At 67.2% G+C, this 23575-nt stretch carries 20 protein-coding genes; 4 read left to right on the forward strand and 16 right to left on the reverse strand.

Annotated elements, in window-relative coordinates; genetic code table 11:
* The first annotated feature begins 12 nt into the window (after positions 1-12).
* Positions 13-2961: a type I restriction endonuclease gene (locus tag AB0O89_RS12215; protein WP_363497934.1), complete on the forward strand. Its 2949-nt coding sequence runs from the start codon at positions 13-15 to the stop codon at positions 2959-2961.
* 295 nt (positions 2962-3256) lie between these two features.
* Here the strand turns inward: AB0O89_RS12215 and AB0O89_RS12220 are convergent, their stop codons facing one another.
* The 12 genes from AB0O89_RS12220 to AB0O89_RS12275 form a co-directional block, all read right to left on the reverse strand.
* Positions 3257-3817 carry a signal peptidase II gene (locus AB0O89_RS12220; RefSeq protein ID WP_363497937.1) on the reverse strand — a complete coding sequence of 187 codons (561 nt, stop codon included), beginning with the start codon at positions 3815-3817 and terminating at the stop codon, positions 3257-3259.
* Complete coding sequence (locus AB0O89_RS12225; RefSeq protein WP_363497940.1) at positions 3814-5721, reverse strand: cation-translocating P-type ATPase; 1908 nt, start codon at positions 5719-5721, stop codon at positions 3814-3816. Before AB0O89_RS12225 ends, AB0O89_RS12220 begins: the two co-directional genes overlap by 4 nt.
* Positions 5718-6077 carry a metalloregulator ArsR/SmtB family transcription factor gene (locus AB0O89_RS12230; RefSeq protein ID WP_229935213.1) on the reverse strand — a complete coding sequence of 120 codons (360 nt, stop codon included), beginning with the start codon at positions 6075-6077 and terminating at the stop codon, positions 5718-5720. Before AB0O89_RS12230 ends, AB0O89_RS12225 begins: the two co-directional genes overlap by 4 nt.
* Positions 6078-6311: 234 nt before the next feature.
* A complete protein-coding gene (locus AB0O89_RS12235; protein ID WP_363497944.1) occupies positions 6312-6539 on the reverse strand; it encodes a hypothetical protein in 228 nt (75 codons plus the stop codon).
* 73 nt (positions 6540-6612) lie between these two features.
* The gene (locus tag AB0O89_RS12240; RefSeq protein WP_363497947.1) at positions 6613-7869 is read right to left on the reverse strand and encodes a cytochrome b/b6 domain-containing protein; all 1257 of its coding nucleotides are present in this window, start codon (positions 7867-7869) and stop codon (positions 6613-6615) included.
* 484 nt (positions 7870-8353) lie between these two features.
* Positions 8354-9337: an electron transfer flavoprotein subunit alpha/FixB family protein gene (locus AB0O89_RS12245; protein ID WP_363497949.1), complete on the reverse strand. Its 984-nt coding sequence runs from the start codon at positions 9335-9337 to the stop codon at positions 8354-8356.
* An 11-nt stretch (positions 9338-9348) separates the two neighbouring features.
* Positions 9349-10125: an electron transfer flavoprotein subunit beta/FixA family protein gene (locus AB0O89_RS12250; protein WP_363497952.1), complete on the reverse strand. Its 777-nt coding sequence runs from the start codon at positions 10123-10125 to the stop codon at positions 9349-9351.
* A 34-nt stretch (positions 10126-10159) separates the two neighbouring features.
* Positions 10160-11239 (reverse strand): CaiB/BaiF CoA-transferase family protein, encoded by a 1080-nt coding sequence (locus AB0O89_RS12255; RefSeq protein ID WP_363497955.1) that lies wholly within the window; start codon positions 11237-11239, stop codon positions 10160-10162.
* Between the two features lie 2 nt (positions 11240-11241).
* Complete coding sequence (locus AB0O89_RS12260) at positions 11242-11928, reverse strand: nitroreductase (RefSeq protein WP_363497957.1); 687 nt, start codon at positions 11926-11928, stop codon at positions 11242-11244.
* On the reverse strand, positions 11925-13079 hold the full coding sequence (locus AB0O89_RS12265) for an acyl-CoA dehydrogenase family protein (protein WP_363497959.1): 1155 nt from the start codon (positions 13077-13079) through the stop codon (positions 11925-11927). Before AB0O89_RS12265 ends, AB0O89_RS12260 begins: the two co-directional genes overlap by 4 nt.
* Positions 13080-13118: 39 nt before the next feature.
* Positions 13119-15377, reverse strand: a complete 2259-nt coding sequence (locus tag AB0O89_RS12270) for an acetate--CoA ligase family protein (RefSeq protein WP_363497962.1) — start codon at positions 15375-15377, stop codon at positions 13119-13121.
* 53 nt (positions 15378-15430) lie between these two features.
* Complete coding sequence (locus AB0O89_RS12275) at positions 15431-15613, reverse strand: hypothetical protein (protein ID WP_363497965.1); 183 nt, start codon at positions 15611-15613, stop codon at positions 15431-15433.
* Between the two features lie 198 nt (positions 15614-15811).
* Between AB0O89_RS12275 and AB0O89_RS12280 the strand changes: the two genes are divergently transcribed.
* Positions 15812-16279, forward strand: coding sequence for a MaoC/PaaZ C-terminal domain-containing protein (locus tag AB0O89_RS12280; protein ID WP_363497968.1), 468 nt, complete (start codon positions 15812-15814; stop codon positions 16277-16279).
* A 42-nt stretch (positions 16280-16321) separates the two neighbouring features.
* Here AB0O89_RS12280 and AB0O89_RS12285 read toward each other — a convergent pair whose 3' ends face one another.
* Entirely contained in the window at positions 16322-17527 is a 1206-nt protein-coding gene (locus AB0O89_RS12285) for an MFS transporter (RefSeq protein WP_363497971.1), read from the reverse strand.
* 210 nt (positions 17528-17737) lie between these two features.
* Here AB0O89_RS12285 and AB0O89_RS12290 point away from each other — a divergent pair, with 210 nt between their 5' ends.
* Together AB0O89_RS12290 and AB0O89_RS12295 are read left to right on the forward strand one after the other, a co-directional pair.
* Positions 17738-18928, forward strand: coding sequence for a thiolase family protein (locus tag AB0O89_RS12290; protein WP_363497974.1), 1191 nt, complete (start codon positions 17738-17740; stop codon positions 18926-18928).
* Positions 18925-19353: an OB-fold domain-containing protein gene (locus AB0O89_RS12295; protein WP_363497977.1), complete on the forward strand. Its 429-nt coding sequence runs from the start codon at positions 18925-18927 to the stop codon at positions 19351-19353. Before AB0O89_RS12290 ends, AB0O89_RS12295 begins: the two co-directional genes overlap by 4 nt.
* 35 nt (positions 19354-19388) lie before the next feature.
* On the opposite strand, the gene AB0O89_RS12300 is transcribed toward AB0O89_RS12295, so the two are convergent.
* The 3 genes from AB0O89_RS12300 to AB0O89_RS12310 form a co-directional block, all read right to left on the reverse strand.
* On the reverse strand, positions 19389-20780 hold the full coding sequence (locus AB0O89_RS12300; RefSeq protein WP_363497980.1) for an aldehyde dehydrogenase family protein: 1392 nt from the start codon (positions 20778-20780) through the stop codon (positions 19389-19391).
* A gap of 51 nt (positions 20781-20831) precedes the next feature.
* Entirely contained in the window at positions 20832-21911 is a 1080-nt protein-coding gene (locus tag AB0O89_RS12305) for a Zn-dependent alcohol dehydrogenase (RefSeq protein WP_363497983.1), read from the reverse strand.
* Positions 21912-21986: 75 nt separating this feature from the next.
* Complete coding sequence (locus AB0O89_RS12310; protein WP_363497986.1) at positions 21987-23474, reverse strand: aldehyde dehydrogenase family protein; 1488 nt, start codon at positions 23472-23474, stop codon at positions 21987-21989.
* Positions 23475-23575 lie beyond the last annotated feature (101 nt).

A 23575-nucleotide genomic window follows, 5' to 3' on the forward strand; every position in this document is an offset into this window, starting at 1 on the left:
GGAGGAGCGGGAGTGGTCACCTACCTGAACGAGGCGAGCCTCGAATCGCTCATCGTCGAGCAGCTCGTCGGGTTGGACGGCACTCCCGCATGGCATGAGGGCGACCCGAAGACGTTCGACGCCGCGTTCGGACTGGATCGCGGCGAACTGACCGCATTCCTTGAAGCGACGCAGCCTGAGACCGCCGAGCTACTCGACATCGGCTCCGGTGGGCCGGCGGCGCAGAAGTTCCTCGCCCGGCTGGAGGGCGAGATCACCAAGCGCGGCATCGTAGACGTTCTCCGCCGTGGTGTCGATCACCTGCAACACCACGTCGACCTGTACTACCCGGCGCCCTCTCACGGCAACGCGAGAGCGGCGGAGCAGCACGCGGCGAACCGGCTGCAGATCACCCGTCAGGTGCACTACAGCGTGCACTCCCCCGGCAACTCCATCGACCTCGTTGCGTTCCTCAACGGCCTGCCGATCATCACGTTCGAGCTGAAGAACCTCATCACCGGGCAGAGCGTCGAAGACGCGATCGCGCAGTACAAAGCGCACCGCGACCCCTCCGAGCTGCTGTTCCGGCCTGGGAGGGCAATCGTGCACCTGGCCGTCGACGACCGCAGCGTGCGCTTCTGCACCGAGCTGAAGGGCAGGGCCTCATGGTTCCTGCCCTTCGACCTCGGTCACGACGATGGTGCAGGCAACCCACCCAATCCGCGCGGCGTCGCCACCGACTACCTGTGGCGTCGCGTGCTCGCCCCGCAATCGCTGACCGACATCATCGAGCACTATGCCCACGTCGTCTCAGTCGAGAACAAGAGGACGCGGAAGAGGTCTCGACTGCCGGTTTTTCCTCGCTACCACCAGCTCGACGTCGTTCGCGCCCTGCTCGCCGACGTTCGTGCGCACGGCGCGGGCGGACGGTACCTCGTCCAGCACTCTGCAGGTTCGGGCAAGTCGAACTCGATCGCGTGGCTCACACACCAACTCATCGGCGTCGAGCACAACGGGACGGCGGCGTTCGACACGATCATCGTTGTCACCGACCGCGTCATCCTCGACCGCCAGATCCACGACACCATCAAGGGCTTCACGCAGATCGCCAGCACCGTTGTGCATGCCGACTCGTCGGCCGACCTGCGCACGGCGATCGAGGCGGGCAAGAAGATCATCGTCACGACCGCGCAGAAGTTCCCATACATCGTCGCCGGCCTCGGCACGCGGCATCGAGAGCGCACGTACGGCATCGTGGTCGATGAGGCTCACTCCAGTCAGGGCGGCAGCGTCTCGGCGGCGCTGGCCGCCTCACTCTCGGCGCACGGCGTGGCCGCAGCCCGCGAAGACGAGGATGCGGAGGACCTTCTCGTCCGCCTCATGGCCGCGAAGAAGCTGCTGCCGAACGCATCCTACTTCGCCTTCACGGCGACGCCGAAGAACAAGACCCTGGAGACGTTTGGCGTCCCCTACGTCGTGGACGGCGTCACCAAGCGACGCCCCTTCCACAGCTACACGATGAAGCAGGCCATTCAGGAGGGCTTCATCCTCGATGTCCTCGCCAACTATGTGGCTGTCGACGCCTACTACAAGCTCGTCAAGGTCGTCGAGGACGACCCCGAGTTCGACGCTCGTCGTGCGAACAAGAAGCTTCGCGCGTTCGTCGAAGGCCAGCGCGAGGCCATCCGGCAGAAAGCCGAAGTAATGGCCGACCACTTCCACGAGCAGGTGTGGGCGAAGAAGAAGATCGGCGGCAAAGCGCGCGCGATGATCGTTACCTCCTCGATCGACCGCGCGATCGCGTACTACGAGGAACTGTCCGCCTACCTCAAGGAGAACCGCCGTCCGTACCAGGCGATCGTCGCGTTCAGCGACATAGAACGCGACGGCGCGAAGATCACCGAAGTGCAGTACAACGGCTTCCCCAGCGCCGAGATCCCCGACCGCATCCAGGATGACCCGTACCGGATTCTCGTGGTCGCAGACAAGTTCCAGACCGGCTACGACGAGCCGCTTCTGCACACGATGTACGTCGACAAGGTGCTATCAGGAGTCAGGGCAGTGCAGACCCTGTCCCGGCTGAACCGGGCTCATCCGCAGAAGAACGACGTGTGCGTGCTCGACTTCGCCGGCGACGCCGCCGCGATCCGCACCGCCTTCGAGCCGTACTACCGCACGACTCTGCTGGCAGAGGAAACCGATCCGAACCGGCTCCACGACCTCGCGGCACTCATTATGGACTCCGCAATCGTCGTGTCGGACATCATCGATGACTTCGTCGCGCTCTATCTCGCCGAAGCCCGGCGCGACCAGCTCGACCCGTTGCTCGACGCCTGCGCGGCCGAGTACATCGAACGCGAGATCGATGACCAGATCCGGTTCAAGTCGGCGGCGAAGTCCTTCGTCCGCGCCTACGGATTCCTCTCGGCAATCCTGCCGTACTCCAACGTGGCGTGGGAGAAGCTTGCGATCTTCCTCGGGTTCCTCATCCCGAAGCTCCCGACCCCACCTGAAGTGGATTTCGCGGCGGGCATCATCGAGAGCATCGACCTCGATTCGTTCCGCGTGGAGAAGACACAGGCGATGTCGATCGCACTGGCCGACGAAGATGCCGAGGTGCAGCCGGTCCCGGGCGCTGGCGCCGTGGGGCATCGCGACCCGGCGTTGGAACGGCTGAGCGAAATCGTCAAGTCATTCAACGCTCTATTCGGCAACATCGACTGGCAGGACGCCGAGCGCATACGCCACCGGATCACCGAAGAAGTTCCGGCGAAGGTCGCCGAAGACCCCACCTACCAGACCGCCGCCGCGAACAATGACAAAGCCAACGCGAAGATCGCGATGGTCGATGCGCTTGGCCGCGTCATGCTCAGCCTGGTCCGTGACGAGACTCAGCTCTTCAAGGAGTACTCGGACAACGCTGACTTCAAGAAGTGGCTTGAGGATGCTGTGTTCCGCGCCACGTACAAGAAGAGTGCCTGACGCGCGAGGACCGGGCTTTGGGACTTTGAACGCAGCCTTCCACCAGCGTCGAAACACTCCACCGAGGTCCGAGCCCGTCGACCGAAATGTCCAGATGGACATCGCGTGCACATTTCTCCCGCGAAATGGACATTTCAGAAAGATCCCTACAATCGGTCGTGTAGGGACCGCTCAGAGATGTCCATCCGCGGAGCAGGAGGACGGGGAGTTGACAAGCGAAATGTCCTCGATGATCCGCCGCGAGCATGCAGCGAGATGTCTTTCGAGGTCGATCTGCTCTCGTTGAGCTGATGACTCAGCCTTCTGCCCTCGGCTTGGAGAGGTAGAGCAGAAGCCCGAGCGCAACGCCGACACCGAGGATGACGTCGGCGAGGTTGCCGATGAATAGGTTGCCGTAGGCGAGGAAGTCGGTGACGTGGCCGCGGCCGAATCCGGGTGGGGCGAAGAGTCGGTCCAGGAGGTTGCCGACCGCGCCTCCCCACAGCAGCCCGATCGCGACCGCCCACCCCGCGGTGCAGGCGCGTGTGGCGGCGATGAGCAGAACCACAGATGCTGCGGCCGCGATGAGGGTGAGCAGCCAGGTCGAACCGGATCCGAGAGACATCACTGTGCCGGGGTTGAACGCGAGCTGCAGGCCGAGCCAGTCACCTAGGAGCGGGATGCGGTCGTGTTCGCTGAGCTGGGCGAGGGCGAGGGCTTTGGTGCCTTGGTCGATCAGCATGGCACCGGCTGCGACAACGCTCGCGAGCAGGAATCTGCCGAGCCGGCCTCGTGCCGCTGCCGGACTCCGGTTGCTCAGTTCCACGGCGTCCGCCCGGGTCGGGGTGAGAGCGGAACCGTCAACGGGGCCGGTCATGCCTTCGTGCGCCGCGCTGCGCGGAGGCCGTTGAGGATGACGATGACCTCCGCGACCTCGTGCACGAGCACCACGGCGGCAAGGCCCAGGATGCCGGTGATCGCCAGCGGCAGCAGGATTGCGATGATCGCGATGGACAGCACCACGTTCTGGTTGATGATGCTGCGGCCGCGGCGGGCATGAGCGAGGGCCTGCGGGATGAGGCGCAGGTCGTGGCCGGTGAACGCGACGTCGGCGGACTCGATCGCAGCGTCCGCGCCCTTGGCTCCCATCGCGATCCCCAGATCGGCGGCCGCCAGCGCGGGGGCGTCGTTGATGCCGTCTCCGATCATCGCCGTGGGCTGTGACTTCGACAGTTCCGCGACGGCGGTGGCCTTGTCCTCGGGGCGCAGTTCGGCGCGCACGTCGCTGATGCCGGCCTGTACGGCGAGGGCCGCGGCGGTGCGGGCGTTGTCGCCGGTGAGCATCGTCACCCCGATCCCGCGCCGGTTCAGCGTGGCGATGACCTCGGGAACCTCAGGACGCAGCTCGTCCCGCACCCCGATTGCGCCAGCCGGCTGGTCGTTGCGGTGGACGATGACGACGGTCATCCCCTCGGACTCCATCGCCTCCACGTCGACCGCCAGTGTGCCGGCGTCCAGCCACCGCGGGCTCCCGACCGCGAGACGGGCACCGTCGAGGGTGCCGACGATGCCGTGCCCGGCGGTCTCAGTGACGTCTGCGGCGTCCTGGGCGTCGGGAACCGCGTTGGTGATCGCTGCGGCCAGGGGGTGTGTGCTGTGACCTTCCACGCTCGCCGCCCACGCGAGAACCTCAGTCTCGGTCGCGCCGGTGGTGACGACGCGCGTGACGGTGGGCTCGTTGCGGGTGAGGGTGCCGGTTTTGTCGACGGCGAGGTGACGGATGCCACCGAATCGCTCGAACGCGGCCCCGGACTTCACGACCACACCGAACTTCGACGCGGCGCCAATTGCGGATACGACGGTGACGGGGACGGCGATCGCGAGGGCGCAGGGCGAGGCTGCGACCAGCACCACCAGGGCACGGGTGATCCACACCCCGGGGTCGCCGCTCAGCAGCGACCCGAGCACGCCGACCAGCACGGCGAGGATCATCACGCCGGGAACGAGGGGGCGGGCGATCCGGTCGGCCAGGCGGGCACGGTCGCCCTTCTCAGCTTGGGCCTGCTCGACCAGCTCGACGATGGTGGTCAGTGAGTTGTCAGTGCCGGCGGCGGTGGCCTCGACCTCGAGGACGCCGGTGGTGTTGATCGACCCGGCCGAGACGTCGGTGCCGGGTTCGACCTCGACGGGGATCGACTCGCCTGTGATCGCGGATGTGTCCAGGCTGCTCCGCCCGGCGCGCACGATGCCATCAGTCGCGATCCTTTCACCCGGCCGGACCACGAGCACGTCGCCGACGCGCAGCTCCTTCGCCTCGACCTCGGCCGTGGCGTCGCCGCGCTTGACGAGTGCGGTGTCGGGCACGAGCTTCAACAGCGCCCGCAACCCGGCACGGGCGCGGTCCATCGCCTTGTCTTCCAGCGCCTCCGCGATGGAGTACAGGAACGCGAGTGCGGCGGCCTCCTCGACATAGCCGAGGATCACCGCGCCGGTGGCGCTGATTGTCATCAGCAGGCCGATGCCGAGCTTGCCCTTCGTGAACAGCTTGCGCAGCGCGCCCGGCACGAACGTGTACGCGCCCAGCAGCAGACCGATCCAGAACAGCACCAGGCCCGCGGTCTCCGCGCCGGTCCACTCGCACACCAGACCGGCACCGAACGCGACACCGGAGGCAATCGGGATCAGAACGCTGGGACTCCGATACCACGGCCGGTCATCGTCATCGTCATCATCGTCATCGAGGTCGACGTGCTCGACCTGCGAACCCGTGACCGCGCTCACGCCCGCACCTCCCCCGCCACGCAGCCCTCAACGCCACAGTCGGGGTCCATGCACGGCACGCTCTCGTCGACCGCGAGCGTCACGTCAACCAGCGCCGTCAGAGCACGAGCCAGGTGCGGGTCCGCGACCTCGTAGCGGGTCTGCCGGCCCTCCGGCTCGGCCACCACGATCCCGCACCCACGCAAACACGTCAGATGGTTCGACACGTTCGACCGGGACAGCCCCAGATCGCGAGACAGCACCGCGGGATAGCTCGGGCCGGCCAGCAGGGTCAGGAGGATGCGAGAGCGGGTCGGGTCGGCCATAGCCCGGCCGAGCCGATTCATCACATCGAGTCGATCAGCAATAGTCAGCATACGGTGACTATACATCAGCAACTGTACTAATCCGTAGGCCGTGCACTCACGCCTTGAGCCGCGAGTCTCCCTGAAATGTCCAGATGGACATCGCGTGGACATTTCACCCGCGAAATGGACATCTCAGAAAAACCCCTACAACTCGCAGCCGAAAGACCCCGGACCTACTGTAGGTTCCCGCCCGAGATGGCAGAGATTGTCGTGATTCCGCGGCAGTTGGCGGTGGTTTCGGGCTCAGGATTCCCGGGGAAGTGGCGGATTCCTACATGGTTCTGAATCCAGTCGCATCGTGGCCGACTTTGCCGCACGAGGTGTTCCGACGTGCACAAGCGCGGCCCCCTCGTTGGCAAAGCTCCCGTCTTCGGCGATCGCCTGGCGGGTAGCGCTTTGGTAGCGCGAGTCTGGGTAGTTGTGTCGCAGCGCCTCGGCGATCTCGGGGGCGACAACCGATGGTTCGGACATGTGCGCCGAGCAGAAGTAGGGAATTTCAGTGAACGCCGTCACTTGTCCTTCCTGCACGCGAGCGTGTGACAGATCAGCGTGCGCTGACGGTGCCAAAGAGGCGGGCGATGGGGGCTAGCACGAGGGGTCGAGCTGCGGTCCATGCGCCGGCGATCACGAGGATAGAGGCGAAGAAGATCCAGAATCCGGCCCAGTTGCCCGCGTACTGCACCCCGTCCACGGTTCCTTGCGACGCGTACATGTGGTTCAGGTTGCGGAGTGCGCCGGTCGCGAACACGAGGGTTACGTGCACGATGATGAAGAGCACGAAGTAGATCATGACCGGAAAGTGGACTGCGCGCGCCAGCTCGACGGGGTACACGCGGTTCAGCGCTTTCGCGTCGGCCGGCCACAGTCCGCTCAGGCGAACTCCGGTGATCACGGCCAGCGGGGCCGCGAGGAACACCGTTGTGAAGTACGCGAGTTGCTGCAGACTGTTGTAGTTGACCCACCCGTTCTCAGTCGGCCAGTCCAGAGACACGTACTGCAGTCCCGCGCTGAGCGCGTTCGGGAATACCTCCCAGCTCGTGGGTACCAGCCGCATCCACTGCCCGGTGACGAACAGAAGCACCACGAATACCGTCCCGTTGACCAGCCAGAGGATGTCCAGTGACTGGTGGAACCACAGATTCAGGCTGATCTTGCGCGAGCGGTTCCATCGCGGAGACCAGTAGGCGGGCGGTTTCTTCTGATGCCTCACCTGCAGCCCGCTTCGGATGATCAGCACCATGAGGAATACGTTGAAGAAGTGCTGCCACCCGATCCACATGGGTAGACCGACCGGCGCGGCCTCGGGCAGATGGTACTCGCCGGGGAACGCGACCAGGAAGTCCTGCATGAACTCCAGCGACAGGAACCAGCGTGTGAAAGCGACCAGCATCCCGAGCGCGACAAGCATCCCGGCGCCGCCGACGATCACCGCGCCGACCCACTGGCTGCGCGTGAACGGCCCGATCCGCTGCGGCTCCGGGGAGATGACCCTGCGACCGGAACGCCGCTGCTCCTCGAACACCCGCGCCGCCTCCCCAGGGAACACTGTCCGAGGGAGGGTGAGCGGATCGCGCTTCTCTGCGACTCCGAGAGCGGTTGACGGAGCCGGCTCAGCGTCAAGGCGGGATGGAGCTGTCTCTGGCGCCGTGGGAACGGATGCCGGGGCCCCAGGCGCTCGGTCGACTTCCGGCGAGGCCTGCGCGAGCGTAGTGGCCGGTGCCGCTATCTGCGCGTGTGTCGTCGGCGAGGCCGGGGCAATCTTGGGCTGCGGCTTGGCAGCCGTTGCGATTGCGGTCTGCACCTGAACGGTGCGATCTGGTGCGAAGCCCGCCTCCGGCCACCGCTCACCGTCAGGAGTCCTGGGAAGCCCTCTGCGCAACCGGATCGTCGACGGCGCCGGGGATGCCGGTGCCGCAGCCCGGTGTTCCGATACAGGGGTGGGTTCCGCCGCGACAGCGACGTCGCGTGCGGGCGGCCAGGGTTCGCCGCCGGAAGTGCGGGGAAGGCCACGACGCACGTGACGCACCGCGACCCCTGGAGCGATTGGCGCGCTGCCGAGGGGAGGTTCGCCGGTGGACGCAGCAACGCTTGGCGATGCTCCTCTCATAGGCTCGGTCCCGGTCGCGGCGGAGGAAGCTGTGACGGCTCCGGTGGCAGCGGGCTCGCTCGAAGTCGGCGCGCCAGCGACGCCGATCTCGACCTCGCGCGCGGCGGGCCATGCGTCGCCCCCGGGACGGCGGGGCAGCCCGCGCCTGAGGGTGGTGCCGTAGGTCGCCATCCGGATGCTACTTCTTGTTCTGCTCGAGGGCGTCGATCAGCTGCGGGACGACGGTGAACAGGTCGCCGACGACGCCGAAGTCGGCGATGTCGAAGATCGGGGCGTCCGCGTCCTTGTTGATCGCGACGATCGTCTTCGCGGTCTGCATGCCCGCCTTGTGCTGGATCGCACCGCTGATCCCCAGGGCGACATACAGCTGCGGGGCGACCGAGACACCGGTCTGCCCGACCTGGTGCGCGTACGGCACGTAGCCGGCATCCACCGCCGCCCGCGACGCGCCCACCGCGGCTCCGAGAGTGTCGGCGAGCTGCTCCACGAGGACGAACCCCTCCGCGGAGCCCAGCCCACGACCGCCCGAGACGACTTTCGCCGCCCCGCGAAGGTCCGGCCGCGACGAGGCCACCGCCGCCTCCTCCACCGCCTCCACGGCAGCGGCCGGCTTTCCCGACGCGGTCACCGCGAGCATGTCGACCACCGGAGTCGCGACCGCGTCGGCGCGGGCGTCGATCGCCCCCTGCCGCACCGTGATCACTGGCGCACCGAACGTCACAGCGGAATCCACGTTATAGGCGCCGCCGTACACCGAGTGCTGCGCTGTCACGCCCTCCTCGTCGCGGGAGACGCCGATCGCGTCGACCGCGAGCCCGAGGCGCACGCGCGCCGCGAACCGGGCGGCGACCTCGCGACCCTCGATCGACTGCGAGACCAGCACCGCATCCGGACGCACCAGATCGAACGCCGCCGCAAGCGCATCCACCGCCGGGACGGTCAGCAGCCCGGCATCGCCCGGCGCGGTCAAGACCACCTGAGCACCGAGGGAGGCGGCCTCCTGCGCCAGCTTGTCGGCCGCCTCGTCAGATGCGACCACGACCGCGACCGCGGTGCCTACCAGCGAAGCTGCGCCCAGCAGTCCCGGAGCACTCTTGGCGAGCTCATCGCCCGGAGTGACATCCAGCAGGACCAGAATCGAGTCCGCAGCAAAATCCACCATCATCGTTCCTCTCAGACCAGCCGGTTCTCGATCAGGAACTCCGCGAGCTGCCGACCCGCGGCGCCCTCGTCGGCAATCTTCACACCCGCCGCTCGCGGCGGCTTCTCGCTGATCCCGATCACGATCGACCGCGCCCCATCCGGCGCGTCCGCGTCCACCTCGAGATCGGCCAGCGACCAGGTCTCGAACGGCTTCTTCTTCGCCGCCATGATGCCCTTGAAGTTCGGGAACCGGGCATCCGGCAACGCCTCCGTGACCGAGATCACCGCCGGCAGCGGCACAGACACTCGCATCGTCGCGGCATCCGAAGCGCGCGTCCCGCTTACTCCCGTGTCCGAGATTTCCACACTCGACAGCGACGTCGCCGCAGGCACCCCCAGCAGTTCCGCGATCATCGCGGGGATTGCCCCGCCTGACCCGTCCGTGGACAGGTTCCCGCCGATCACCAGATCGAACCCGGCCTTGCGCAACGCCGCCGAGAGCACCTCCGCCGTCAACACCAGGTCTGCGCCCAGCAGCGCTTCGTCGACGACCTGCACCGCCGACGCCGCGCCCATCGCGAGAGCCTTCCGCACCGTCGCCTGTGCCGATTCCGGACTCATCGACAACACGACGACCTCGGTGCCGGGATTCTTGTCGGCGTAGCTCAGCGCGACCTCGAGGGACCGCTCGCCGATCTCATCGAGCACCGCCTCCGATGCTCCCCGATCCGCAAGCCCTGTCTCCAGCGACAGCTTGCGATCCCCATACGTATCCGGGACTTCCTTGACCAAGACCACAATCCTCATCGACATCTCCTCAATCCCACGCCTCGCAAGCCTCTCACCGCCAGATCACGTCGGGGTCACGAAGCTCGGTCGGCGGGAGCGCGGGCGTTGCGGCGGGCGTGCGGGAGAAGCGCGGCGCTGGTGCGGGCTGGACTACTCCGCCGACGTCGATGAACGTCTGCCGTGCCCGAAGGTGCTCATCCTCGGCCGCCTCGCCGTAATCGAGCACGGGCGTGACGCAGGCATCCGTGTCCTCGAAGACGATCGCCCACTCGTCGCGCGTCTTGCTGCGGAACGCGCCCGCGATCGCTTCGCGGAGTTCTTCTCGTCGCGCTGCATCGCCTTGTGCGGGAAGCTCGGGAGGGTCGAGTTCGAGACCGGCGAGCAGCAGCGCGTAGAACTGCGGCTCGAGGCTGCCGACGGCGACCGAGCGTCCGTCGGCGGTCTCGTAGACGTCGTAGAAGGGCAGGCCCCCGTCTAGCATGTTCGTGCCGGGCTGGTCGTGCCAGCGGCCGCGGCCGCGCATCGCCCAGACCCAGTGGCCGAGCACACTGGCGCCGTCGACCATCGCCGCGTCGATCACCTGTCCGAGACCCGACCGGCTACGCTCGAGCAGCGCAGCCAGGATGCCGAGCACGAGGAACAGCGATCCTCCGCCGTAGTCGCCGACGAGGTTGAGCGGGATGGTGGGACGCTCGCCGGGGCGGCTGATCGCATGCAGATGACCCGTCAGCGAGATGTAGTTGATGTCGTGACCCGCCGCCCGTGCACGCGGGCCAGTCTGGCCCCACCCGGTCATGCGGCCATACACGAGCCCCGGGTTGGTCTTCGCGAAGTCGTCGGGCCCTAGGCCGAGACGCTCCGCGACGCCCGGTCGGAATCCCTCGACGAGCACGTCGGCGCGGCCGATCAGATTCCTGACCCGCGCGAGGTCGGTCTCGTCCTTGAGGTCGGCTTCGATGAGCGACTGGCCCCGGCGGGTGGCATCCGGCCCGCCCTGCTGCTGCGCCAGCCAGCCGCGCCGTGCGACCAGCACGACGTCGGCACCGAGGTCGGCCAGCAGCATGCCGACGTGCGCCGTCGGCCCGGGGCTGAGCAGCACGACGACGTGGAGATCGCTCAGCGGGCCGGGCATCTCTACTCCCCCACCCACGAGACGGCATCGGCGAGCTCGGCACGAGACGTGCGGAACGCGTTTGCCGGGTGATCCCGGTCCTCGTAGCCGAAGGAGATGCCGCACACCACGAGCCGGTCCTCGGGCAGCCCCAGGAACTCGCGCACAGCCGGGGCGGTCATCGCCAGCGCGCCTTGCGCGATCGTTGCGATGCCCAGGCTCTCGGCGGCGAGCAGGAACGTCGCGACGTACGCGCCGCAGTCGATCGCGCCGTACGTGCCGAGCGCGCGATCGGTCGTGATGATCGCGACGTGCGGGGCGCCGAAGAGCCGGAAGTTCTCCAAGCGCTGGTCTTCACGCCGGTCGCGGTCTTCACGGCCGATGCCGAGCGCGGCGTAGAGGGCGAGGCCGGACTCTCGCCGCCGCGTCCCGTACACGCCGTCGTACGCCGTCGGCGCCGGCAGGTCGGGGTACCGTTCGTGGCTGCTCGCGTACGCGACCAGCTCGCCCGCCAACCGGCGCGCCTGCTCACCCGAGACGATCGTGACCTGCCAGGGCTGCGCGTTGCACCACGACGCCGTCTGCTGCGCAAGCTCCAGGAGCCTTTCGATGTCGGCGCGTGGCACAGGTTCAGGCAGGAACCCCCGGCAGCTGTGGCGACTCTCCAGCAAAGCCTGTAGGGCTTCGGTCGTCGAGGCTGACGTGCTCACAGCCCCATCCGCTTGGCCAGCACGTTGCGCTGGATCTCGTTCGTCCCGCCGCCGATCGGGCCCACCCGCGAGTCACGGAAGTACATCTGCATCGGGTACTCCATCGAGTAGCCCGCGCCGCCGAGGATCTGCAACCCGATGTTGGCGACCTCGAAGTTGTTCTCGGTCGCGACGATCTTCGCGATCGACGTCTCCTCGATCGCGGACTCGCCGCCGTCGAGCAGGTCCGCGACGCGATACACCGACTGACGCGCCACTTCGGACTTGATCCACATGTCGACGAGCTTGTGCTGGACCACCTGGTAGTCGGAGATCGGATGCCCGAACTGGATGCGGTCCTTCGCGTAGTCCCGCGCGTACTCGGTGATCTTGAAGCAGTGCCCCGCCGAGATCGCAGCCAACGCGAGCCGCTCGGTGCCGAGCGCCTTCATGAGGTTCGGCCACGCCTTGCCCTCTTCGCTGAGCTCGTATCCGTCCGGAACGAACACGTTCTCGAAGACCACCTCGTTGGCGTGGCTGGTGCGACGGCCGAGCATGTTCAGCGGGCTGATCGTGACACCCGGTGCCTTCGCGTCGATGAGGAAGGTCGTGAGGCCGTCGTGGCGACGGTCCCCCTTGCTGGTGCGCGTGATCACAACAAGGTAGTCGGCGACGTGGGCGCACGTGATCCATACCTTCGCGCCGTTGATCAGATAGCCGCCGTCGGTCTTGACCGCCGAGGTCGTGATGCCCGCGAGATCCGACCCCGTGCCCGGCTCCGACATCGCCAAAGCGAGCTTCGTCTCGCCCGCGACGATCTCGGGGATGAGCTTGTGCTTGAGCTCCTCGGACGCGAACCGCGCGACATGGCCGCCCGCGTAGATGAGCGTCGTCATGATCGCCTGCGCGACCCCGGTGTAGTAGTAGCCCACGGTCTCCATGAGAACCGCGAGATCCTTGTACGACCCCTGCGCGCCGCCGTACTCCTCGGCGAACGGGATGGCGAGAAATCCCGTCTCGGCGAGCGCCTGGTAGGCCGCCTCGGGAAACTCCTTGCGTTCGTCGAACCCGAGGACGTCTTCCTGCGGCAGTGCACGGGCGAGCGTGTCGAGGACGGCCTCGCGCAGCATCGACTGCTCGTCAGTGAGCCCGAATGTGTTGGTGAGGGTCATGATGCTTCCTTACTGGGTGGATGTGTGCTGTCGCGTGTGTTACGCAGGCTCGTGTGCGAGCACCGCGACGCGGTCGCCGTCGGGGGCCGCCGCATCGGCCGTCCCGGCCAGCGAGGCACGCACGACGATGAGGGCGTCTGCGGCGGTGCATCCGGTGCGCCCCGCGATGAGGGGGTTGACGTCGATCTCCTCGATGACGTCGGCGAGGTCGGTCACGAGCTCCGAGAACCGCGCGAACACGTCGGCGACCGCGCCGATGTCGTAGCCGGCGTCGCCGCGTACGCCCTCCAGGAGCGCATAGCTGCGCAGGCCCGCGAGGGTCTCGCGCGCCTGCGCGGGCGAGATGGGCGGCAGGCGCACGGCGGCATCCCTCAGCACCTCGACGAGGATGCCGCCGGCGCCGACCGTGACGAGAGGACCGAACTGCAGATCGCCCCGCGCCCCGAGCAGCAGCTCCGGCCCGGTGGGGATCTGGCTCTGCACGCTGACACCCTCGATCACGGCCCCCGGCGCCTTCGGCGGCACCGTCTCGAGGATCTCGCGCGCAGCCTCTTCGACCGCGGCCGCGGACGCCAGGCCAAGGCGGATTCCGCCCACCTCGGTCTTGTGGGGAATGTCGGCCGACGCGATCTTCACGACGACCGGGTAGCCGAGACTCTCGGCCACAGCGACCGCCTCCTCCGGCGTCACCACGGTCTCAGCGCCCGGGACCCGGATGCCGTACGCGGCCAGCACCGCCTTCGAGTCGTGCTCTGTCAGCACGCGGACGCCGTCCGCGCCCTCCGCCGTCGTCGCACCGTCGATGACCGCGCGCGCCAGTTGCTCGGCGGCGGGAGGCGAGACCCGATCTGCCGGCGCCGCCAAGGACGCGTCTTTGCGGGCGTGCCAGTCGTGCCACTGCCGGATCGTGCGCATCGCTCGCCCTGCCGACCGGAAGATCGACACCTTCGGGTCGGAGTCCAGCACGCTGCTGCCGGGACCCTCCAGCCAGTCGTTCATCCACGTCGCGACGAGCGGGACTTCTGCCGTCTGCGCGACGCGGCCGAGCACGCCGGCGCGGGCTCCTGTCGTGAGCTCGTGCGCGAACACGAGGGGCACGACGACGACGCCGAAGCCGGGGTCGGTTGTGAAGGCGTCCAGGCAGCGTACGAATGTCTCGGGGTCTTTAAGGACCTCAGCGGTGAGGTCGGCGGGATTGGCCACCGAGCCGAAGTCGGGGACGATCTCAGAGAGGGCGGATGCCGTCGCCTCCGCGAGCGGCGGCAGCGTCAGGCCGTTCTCCTCGGCCTTGTCGGCGTTGATGACGCCGGCGCCGCCGGAGGTCGACATGATGCCGACGCCGCCCGTGCGCGGGCCGCGCGGGTTCTTCGCGAAGAACGAGGCGGTCTCGACAACGGTCTCGAGGTCTTCGACCCAGATGGCGCCCGCTTCTTCGACCGCGGCGCGGTATGCGGCGGTCGAGCCGGTCAGCGTGCCGGTGTGCGAGAGCGCCGCCTTCCCGCTTGTGGCGGTGTTTCCGGCTTTGTAGACGATGAGCGGCGTGTTCGTGTCGCGCGCGCGGCGTGCCGCTTCGAGGAATCGCTCTCCGCTCTTGACGCCCTCCATGAGGCACACGATCGCGGTGGCCGCGGGGTCTTCCGCGAGGTAGGCGACATAGTCGCACACATCGACGTCGGACGAGTTGCCCGCCGCGAGGTAGTGGCTGAACCCGACGCCGCGGTGCACCCCCTGCAGTACCGTGTAGCCAAGCGCACCGCTCTGCGAGACGATGCCGATTCCCCCGACCCTGCCGCGGGTGATCTTGCCGGAGTCGGTCATGAAGTTCATCACCGCCCGCGTGCGGAGGTTGGCCAGTCCCACGCAGTTGGGGCCAGCGATCCGCAACGCCGTGCGCTGCGCGAACTCGGTGAGCTCGTCCTGCAGTTGGACGCTCTCCGGATGACCAGTCTCGGCGTAACCGGATGCGTAGATGATCGCGCCCCCGGCGCCGACGTCGACCGCATCCTGGAGCGTGGGTGCCACGAAGCGCTGGGCGACGCCGAGGATGACGGCATCGGGTGCCTCCGGCAGATCCTTCAGCGAGCCGAAGCAGGCACGGCCGAGGACCTCGTCGTACTTCGGGTTGATCCCATAGACCGAGCCACCGAAGTCGGCGAGGTTCTCGAGCGTCCGCTGCCCGAAACTTCCCGGCGCAGGTGATGCGCCCACCACGGCGATCACCTTCGGGTTGATCAGTCTGTCCAGATCACTGTGTCCGTACAGACCTCGTGCGGTCCCGCCGGTGGGGTTCGTCTCCACGAATGGCTCCTCATCGATGCCAATGGCTCATTGGTCCTACATATGATAGTTGGTTATACCCGCTTGTTGTCAAGAGCGGGCGGGCCGATGCGATAGCTGCGGGCCGTCTCGGACTGCACCAGATCGACGGAGCGGACACCCTCGATGGTGTTGAGCAGCACCGGCCAGATGGCGAGCATGAGCGTCGCCTCGATCCGCACCCCGAACAGGAGGACAGCGAGCGGGATGAGCGCCACGGAGGGGATGGGGCGCAACAGCTCGATCGTCGTGCGGGTGAATTTGCGCAGTCGGCGTCACGGGTGTCGAGACATCTGACGTCGGCGATGAACTATTCTTCGGGGCGGGACGACCACGGACACCCCCCGTCAGGATGGCGACTCTCGAGCGTCAGCCGGGCAAAGTGTGTTCCCGACCGATCAGAGTGGATGAGAGCTATGGGCAAGTGCGTCGAGGATTTTGTCGAGGGCGAAGTTGCGGTCAGTCCGTCACGGACGGTGACGGAGACGGACGTCGTGATGTACTCGTGGATCTCTGGCGACACGAACCCGATGCACACTGATTCGGTGTATGCGGCCGCCTCCCCTCTGGGTGCACGGATCGCGCATGGCACGTTGGGCATGTCGATCGTGACGGGCCTCAGCGCCCGCATCGGTGACTTCGACGGCACCGCGATCGCGGCGATCGGTGTCTATGACTGGGTGTTCCTCGCGCCGATCTACATCAATGACACGGTTCATCTTCGTGCCACCGTGCGGTCGGCGACCGTCTCGCAATCCAAGCCCGACCGCGGCGTCGTCGAACGCCTGATGGAGCTGGTCAACCAGGACGATGTCGTCGTGCAACGCGGAATCATGAAGACCATGACCTACTCACGGGCCGGGCTCCAGGCGTCCAGGAGCTGACGCGCTCGGCAGCCGAATGCAAGCGGCCGCTTGTCACCTGCCTCAGCAACCTCTTTGACGTCGGATGGCGACGAGCAGGGCGCTACAGACCGCGGAGGACAGGGCGACCCCAACCGCCACCCACACGAAGCCTGCGCTGGCCAGCGGGAACAGGCTCAGCAGGATGGTGCCCGTCGCCACACCCGCGTACAAGCCGCTGTTGTTCCATGACAGCGCGTACACACGATCCTCGCCGGCGGTGCGAGTGAGCTGCTCCTGCACGTTGCTGACCAGCACCGCCCCGAATCCGAACACGCACACCCATCCCACCGCTACGACGGCGATCGCGTCCGCGAGGATGGCGACCGGCAGCGTGGCCGACACGACCAGGGCCGCAACGAGACTGACGAGCGGCTGCGGGATGCCTCGGCGGCGAACCCAGTCGATCACGCGACCCCCCATGGTCGCGCCGAGCAGCGAGCCGGCCCCGACGATGGCTCCGATCCAGCCCAGGACGTCAACCCCGACACCGAAGCGGCTGACCATGATCGCGCCCGCGAACGTGTAGGGAGCCTGGCGGGCGCCCTGCCCGAAGACATTGGTGGCCATCAGGAGCACCAGCCGCGGTTGGCGCCACACCCGCAGCGACCGCACGATCCCGCTGCGCAACGTTCCCGCCGATGAATGTCGAGGCTCTGACCTGAGACGGACGAAGACGAAGATCGCAGCGAGGATCGCACCGCTGCCGGTGAGCAGGAACGCAAGCCGCCAGCTGCCCCACCCAGCCAGGAACGCGCTCAGCGGCACACCGACGATCTGACCTGCCGCGAACGTACCGGACACCAGCGCCACGGCGCGTCCGGTGCGCGCGGGCGCGGCGGTCTCGGTGACGTACGCCCAGACGGGTGCACTCATGAACGCCGCGCCGATCGCGCACACGACACGGCCGGCGAGCACGATGCCGAAGGCCCCTGTCCCTGCCGCGATCAGGGCGCCGATGCCGAACAGGATCCCGCCGGCGGAAATGGCGATCCGCCTTGAGAAACGGTCGCTCAGCAGCGCCGCGGGTGGTCCGCAGACCATGTACGTCGCAGCGAATACCGACGTCACAAGTGACGCCTGCTGCACAGACACACCCGTGCTGGCGCTGATCTCCGGGATGAGGGGCGAGATCATGAACAGATCGGTGCCCAACACGAAGAACAGCGAGGCGACGAGTAGATGAGACCGCCACGGGTCCTCCGGTTGGCTGATCGGCCGCACTCCCATCTGCCCTGACCTCTCTTGCGCGATGCATCTCGTGCATGAGCGTGGACGCCCACGGAAGGCTCCCTGGTGCTCATCGCGCCGGTCGTGATGACCGCTATGTCCTCACCGGATCCAATGCTGCAATGGTACTGCCATTGCGGTAGCCTCACTGCGAGCGAGTTCCGCGTCAATCGCAAGAGGCAAGATGACCGGAGTCAAGGAGCGGATCACATGGGTGTGACGATCATCGGCGCGGCAGCGACGCCCGTCGGCAAACTGCAGACGCCGCCGGATGCCCCCATCCAGGTGCTGGAACAGGACGTCCTCGCTGACGTCGTGATTGACGCCGTCGCTGGCGCCGGCGTCGATCCGCGCGATATCGGAGGGCTCAGCTTCGCCCAGCCCCGCCCCTACACAGCGCAGAAGTACTTCGGCACATTCATGGCGAGCTACCTCGGCATCGCCGCCGACGGATACGTCGCCGAAGTGCTCGGCAACGGAATGACCGCCGCACTCGCATTCGAGCACGCCGCGGACAACATCCGGTCCGGTCGCGCCGACATCGCGCTCGCACTCGGCGTGAACTTCGAGACCGCCGTCACCTCCGGCGAACACATGATGAGTTCCATGCGAGCGGTAGGCGACGTGAACTTCCAGTCGCAGTTCGGGATCACCCCCATCGCTTGGTACGCCATGGACGCCGTGCGCTACATGCACGAGCACGGCGCGACCCGCGACCAGCTGGCGACCGTCGCCGTGAAGAACCGGCTGCACGCCACGATGAACCCGATCGCGCAGTTCCGCAAACCGCTGACCCTCGAAGAGGTGCTCGACAAACCGCCGATCGTGTACCCGCTGGGCCTGCTCGAGGTGCCGCCACGCAGCGACGGCGCCGTCTGCCTCGTGCTCGCCAGCGACGAGGTCGCCCGCTCCCTCGGCCGTCCGCACGTGCGGGTGCGCGGGCACGGCTTCCATCACGAGGGCGCACACCAGATCACCAGCGCCCCCTCCGACATGATCGCACTGAACGCCGCGCAGAAGGCAGGACGAGCAGCGTACGAGTCCGCGGGCGTCGGGCCCGCCGATATCGACGTGTCAGAGTTATATGCCCCCTGCACGATCGTCGAGGTGATGGTGTCGGAAGCCCTCGGGCTGGCCCCGCACGGCTACGGCGCGCACTACGCGGCGGAGGGCCGCACGCGCTTCGACGGCGACATCCCGATCTCCACTTCTGGCGGGCTCACCTCACGCGGACATCCGGCGTACGTGACACCGCTCTATTCGATGCTCGAAGCCTACGAGCAGCTCACCGATCGAGCCGGCGAGCGGCAGGTGAAGGACGCCGCGCTCGCGCTCACCAGCGCCGAGCTCGGCAACTACAACGCCGCGATGGTCCATATCCTCGAGAGGATGCAGCCATGATCGAGGTGATCACCGTGGACGCGTTCCATCCGTACCCGCCTGTGGTCACGGCCGCGACGAAGCCCTTCTGGGAAGCACTCGCCGAGGGTCGGTTCGTCACAACGCGCGGCGTCGCCGGCGGAGTGCCCGTCTTTCCCCCCCGCGCGTTCGACAAGCACACCTGGAGTCGCGACATCGAGTGGACGGAGCTGTCGGGGCGCGGCGTCCTCTACTCGCTCACCGCCGTGCATGCGGCTCCCGCGGTGTTCGCGCACGAAGTGCCCTACGCGGTCTGCATTGTCGATCTCGATGAGGGCGTGCGGCTAGCGACGAGGTTCCTCGGCGACGTCACCACACCGCTGGACACCCCCATCGAGCTCGTCGCAGTGCGGTACGCGAACGCCGTCACGTACGCAGCACGGCCCGTCGTCGGCGCGGACGGCTGAAGCCCACCGCGTCGGCGAGCGAAGGGCATCCAGGCCTACGCGATCGCATAGGTCTTGATGTTGGCGAATTGGTCCATCCCGGTCACTCCGAGCTCACGGCCGATGCCTGAGCGCTTCGTGCCCCCGAGTGGGAACTGAATCGGTGCGCCGAGGTAGCTGTTGATGCCCACCGATCCTGTGTCCAGACGCCCGGCGACCCTTCGCGCCTCATCGAAGTCGCCGAAGACCGTGCCGCCCAGTCCGTACGGTGAGTCGTTCGCGAGCGCCACGGCGGCATCGGCGTCGTCGACCCGGTAGATCACTCCGATAGGGCCGAACGCCTCCTCGCGGTAGAGACGCATCGCCGGGGTCACGTCGGTGAGGACGGCGGGCTGGAAGTACGCGCCGGGGCCGGTGATGCGACCACCGGGAACGAGCACGGTCGCGCCCTTGTCGACGGCATCCTGGTACAGCGCTTGAAGGTCGTCGGCTGCGTCCGCACTGGATAGAGGGCCGATCGTGGTGTCCGGATCGAACGGGTCGCCGACCTTCTGGTTCCGGAACGTCTCGACGTACCGCGTCGAGAACTGCTCGGCGATATCGTCGGTGACGATGACCCGTTTGGGCGAGACGCACACCTGCCCGCCGATGCGGAGCCGACAGGTTGCCGCGTCGGTTGCGGCGCGATCCACATCCGCGCTGTCGAGCACGATGAACGCGTCGGAGCCGCCGAGCTCGAGCACCACGGGCTTGATGTGGCGGCCGGCCTGCTCCCCGATGAGGGATCCCGCGCGGTCCGACCCCGTCAGCGTCACGCCCCGCAGGCGATCGTCGGAGATGTAGCCGGAGATCTGCGCCGCGGACACGAGCGCGGTCTGGAAGACATGAGGTGGGAATCCGGCTTCGTCGAAGAGGTGATCGAAGTAGGACGTCGATCCTGCGGAGATGCTGGCCGGTTTCAGCAGCACCGTGTTACCCAGCATGAGGTTCGGAGCGGTCGCGCGCATGGCCTGATACTGCGGGCCGTTCCAGGGCTCGATGCCGAGGATCACTCCGATCGGCTCGCGTCGGGTCACGGCGCGCGTGAATCCGGGAATCTCGAGCTCCTGATCTGCGAGCAGCGCCTCGCCGTTCTCGGCGTAGTAGCGGAACATGCTCGCCGCAATCCGGTTCGAGCCTTTGGATTGCACGAACGGCTTGCCCATCTCCAGCGACTCCAGCCTGGCCAGTTCGTCGGAGTTCGCCTCCAGCAGGTCGGCGAACACGCCGAACAGGCGCACCCGCTCGCCGATCGGCGTCTCGCGCCACGTCAGGAAAGCGCTGTGCGCACGGGCGAGCAGTTCTTCGGCTTCGCCGTCGCTCAGCGTGGGAAACTGACGGATCAGCTCACCGGTGGCCGGGTTGACGGTCCGGTATCCTCGAACGGTCGAGGTCGTCTGCGTCGTCATGGGGATCTCTACTCCTCTGTTCTGTGGACTGTTCTGTTCTGTGGACAGTCGTCAGAACACGACGACCGATCTCGCGATGCCGCCGCCTTCCATCCGCGTCACGGCCTCGTTGAGTTGATCGAGTGCGATCCGCTCGCCGATGAGCTCGTCAAGCTTGAACTTCCCGCGAAGATACAGGTCGGCGAGGATCGGGATGTCGCGCTTGAAGTTGTTCGAGCCCATGAACAGGCCGCGAAGGCCCTTGCCGCCGAATATGAACTCGGCACCGGGCACCTCGAGCGACACCCCGGTCCTCGGGACGCCCACCGCGTACGCAGTCCGCCCCGGCCGCAGGATGCGAATCCCCTCGGCGATCGCCGAGGGCAGCCCGATGCATTCGAAGACGTAGTCGACGCCGCCGGTCAGCGCGAGGACCTCAGCCACTGTCTCGCCTCGTCGCGCGTCGACCAGGTCGGTGGCGCCGAACACGCGAGCGAGCTCGAGCTTCTCCTCGCTGATGTCGATCGCGACGACCTGGCGCGCGCCGGCAAGAGCCGCGGCCTGGATCACGTTGAGCCCGACGCCGCCGCAGCCGAAGACTGCGACCTTCGTGCCGGCCTTCACCTGTGCTCCGTTGACGACCGAGCCGTAGCCGGTCAGTGCCGCACAGCTCAGAAGCGCCGCCCGATCGAGCGGCAGTTCCTTGGGCACTTTCACGAGTGTGTCCTCGCCGACCAGGAGCAGCTCCGCGAACCCGCCAAGCTGTCCCGCCTGCGCGACCTCCACGCCGTCCAACGTGAGTCTCGGCCGGTCTCGCGCGATGACGCTCCGATTCGAGCACAGGTAGGTGAGGCCGTCGAGGCACTGTGGGCACTTGCCGCAGTACCGGCTGTTGCAGCCGACGACGTGGTCGCCGGGCCCGAACTCCGTCACGGCGCTGCCGACTCGTTCCACGACGCCGGCGACCTCATGGCCGAGCACCGCCGGCACATAGCTGCGCCCCAGCATGTTGCCCTGCAGTATCGTCACATCGCTGTGACAGAGCCCGCTCGCGGCGACCCGCACGATCACCTCGTTCGGTCGAGGTTCATCGATATCCACATCTTCGACGGTGAGGGCTTGACCGAACTCCGTCAGGACTGATGCCTGCATTTTGACTCCTTGTCAATCGATTCACGGCTCGGCGCGGACCACGGCCGCGCCACGGGTGTTGCGGGAACTTCTCGCTCAGTCCGTGTTGATGATGACGGACTTGACCTCGAGGAACTCCTCTACATGCTGGATCCCCGACTCGCGGCCGAAGCCGCTCATCTTCACCCCGCCGAAGGGGATCGCCGCGTCCATGGCCTGGTAGCAGTTCACCCACACCGTCCCGGCCTGCAGCTCACGCGCGACGCGATGCGCCTTGCCGACATCGCGAGTCCACACTCCCGAGCCCAGTCCGTAGGGGGTGTCGTTGGCTCGCGCGATGACCTCGTCGACGTCGGTGAACGGCATCGCCGACAGCACAGGGCCGAAGATCTCCTCGCGAGCGATCGACATCGAGTCGTCGACATCGACGAACACCGTCGGTGCGACGAAGTACCCCGCACTCAGCTCGCCGCCCAGGCGTGCGCCGCCCGTGAGCACTCTCGCCCCCGCTCGCGTCCCCGCTTCGAGGTAGCCGGTCACCTTCTCGAGTTGCGCGGCGGACACGAGCGGCCCGAGCACGGTGTCGGGATCGAGGCTGGGACCGACCCTCAACGTCCGCGCGTATGCTGCCACGCGCTCCATGAACTCCGGATAGATGCTCTGCTCGACAAAGAGCCGCGTGCCGGCGCTGCAGATCTGACCCGAGTTCTGGAACACGGCCATCGCCGCTCCGGGAACCGCCTTGTCGAGGTCGGCGTCGGCGAACACGATGTCCGGCGACTTCCCGCCGAGCTCCATTGAGAGCCGCTTCACGTTGCCCGCCGAGGCCTCGATGATCTTCTGCCCCGTCGCGGTCGACCCGGTGAACGCGATCTTGTCGATGTCGGGGTGCCGCGCGATCGCCGCCCCAGTGGCGCCGCCGCCCGTGACGACGTTGACCACCCCCGCCGGCAGTCCGGCCTCGAGCATCAGCTCGCCCAGGCGGAGTGCCGAGAGCGACGACTCCTCGGAGGGTTTGAGCACGACGGTGCAGCCCATGGCGATCGCCGGCGCGATCTTCCAGATCGCCGTCGTGGCGGGCCCGTTCCAGGGGATGATCGCTCCGACGACACCGACAGGCACCTTCACGGTATACGACAAGATGTTTCCGGGCAGCGAGTTCGGGATCGTCTCGCCGTGGACCGACGTCGCGAGACCGGCGTAGTAGCGCAGCAGGCTCAGTGCGCGGTTGCGCCCGCCGCGGGTCCGCGTGATCGGGCCGCCGAAGTCCAGCGAGTCGAGGGTCGCGAGCTCCTCATAGTTGGCGTCGACGATGTCGGCGATCGCGAGCAGCAGGCGCTGGCGCTCTCCCGGCTTGGTGCGCGACCAGACGCTGTTGAAAGCCTTCCGCGCCGCGCGGACCGCTCGATCCACGTCCTCGGCGCCGGCCACCGGGAACTCGGCGAGCACCTCGCCCGTCGAGGGGTTGATGCTCTGGAAGGTCTCCCCCGAGACCGCGGCCACCCACTCCCCGTCGATCAGCATCCGCTTCACCCTGGGGCCGACGATCTCCTCTGGGCGCGCCGTCAGCACTGTCGATGTCATGACTGTTCCTTACTTTGTTGAGTGGTGGTTTCGGGGGCGTCGTAGGCTTCTGACCACCCCAGGGGTGCCGGGTATGGCTGTCATGTGGGTGCCGTTCCGAC

The organism is Microbacterium sp. NPDC076895 (assembly GCF_040687115.1).
GTDB lineage: Bacteria > Actinomycetota > Actinomycetes > Actinomycetales > Microbacteriaceae > Microbacterium.

Bases quoted from the DNA above. Each gene is read 5' to 3' on its own strand.
- AB0O89_RS12235 (WP_363497944.1), bottom strand. From the start codon at position 6,539: ATGTCCGAACCATCGGTTGTCGCCCCCGAGATCGCCGAGGCGCTGCGA.
- AB0O89_RS12295 (WP_363497977.1), top strand. From the start codon at position 18,925: ATGATCGAGGTGATCACCGTGGACGCGTTCCATCCGTACCCGCCTGTG.
- AB0O89_RS12280 (WP_363497968.1), top strand. From the start codon at position 15,812: ATGGGCAAGTGCGTCGAGGATTTTGTCGAGGGCGAAGTTGCGGTCAGT.
- AB0O89_RS12230 (WP_229935213.1), bottom strand. From the start codon at position 6,077: ATGCTGACTATTGCTGATCGACTCGATGTGATGAATCGGCTCGGCCGG.
- AB0O89_RS12300 (WP_363497980.1), bottom strand. From the start codon at position 20,780: ATGACGACGCAGACGACCTCGACCGTTCGAGGATACCGGACCGTCAAC.
- AB0O89_RS12305 (WP_363497983.1), bottom strand. From the start codon at position 21,911: ATGCAGGCATCAGTCCTGACGGAGTTCGGTCAAGCCCTCACCGTCGAA.
- AB0O89_RS12245 (WP_363497949.1), bottom strand. From the start codon at position 9,337: ATGGTGGATTTTGCTGCGGACTCGATTCTGGTCCTGCTGGATGTCACT.
- AB0O89_RS12290 (WP_363497974.1), top strand. From the start codon at position 17,738: ATGGGTGTGACGATCATCGGCGCGGCAGCGACGCCCGTCGGCAAACTG.
- AB0O89_RS12250 (WP_363497952.1), bottom strand. From the start codon at position 10,125: ATGAGGATTGTGGTCTTGGTCAAGGAAGTCCCGGATACGTATGGGGAT.
- AB0O89_RS12220 (WP_363497937.1), bottom strand. From the start codon at position 3,817: ATGACCGGCCCCGTTGACGGTTCCGCTCTCACCCCGACCCGGGCGGAC.
- AB0O89_RS12310 (WP_363497986.1), bottom strand. From the start codon at position 23,474: ATGACATCGACAGTGCTGACGGCGCGCCCAGAGGAGATCGTCGGCCCC.
- AB0O89_RS12255 (WP_363497955.1), bottom strand. From the start codon at position 11,239: ATGCCCGGCCCGCTGAGCGATCTCCACGTCGTCGTGCTGCTCAGCCCC.
- AB0O89_RS12265 (WP_363497959.1), bottom strand. From the start codon at position 13,079: ATGACCCTCACCAACACATTCGGGCTCACTGACGAGCAGTCGATGCTG.
- AB0O89_RS12285 (WP_363497971.1), bottom strand. From the start codon at position 17,527: ATGGGAGTGCGGCCGATCAGCCAACCGGAGGACCCGTGGCGGTCTCAT.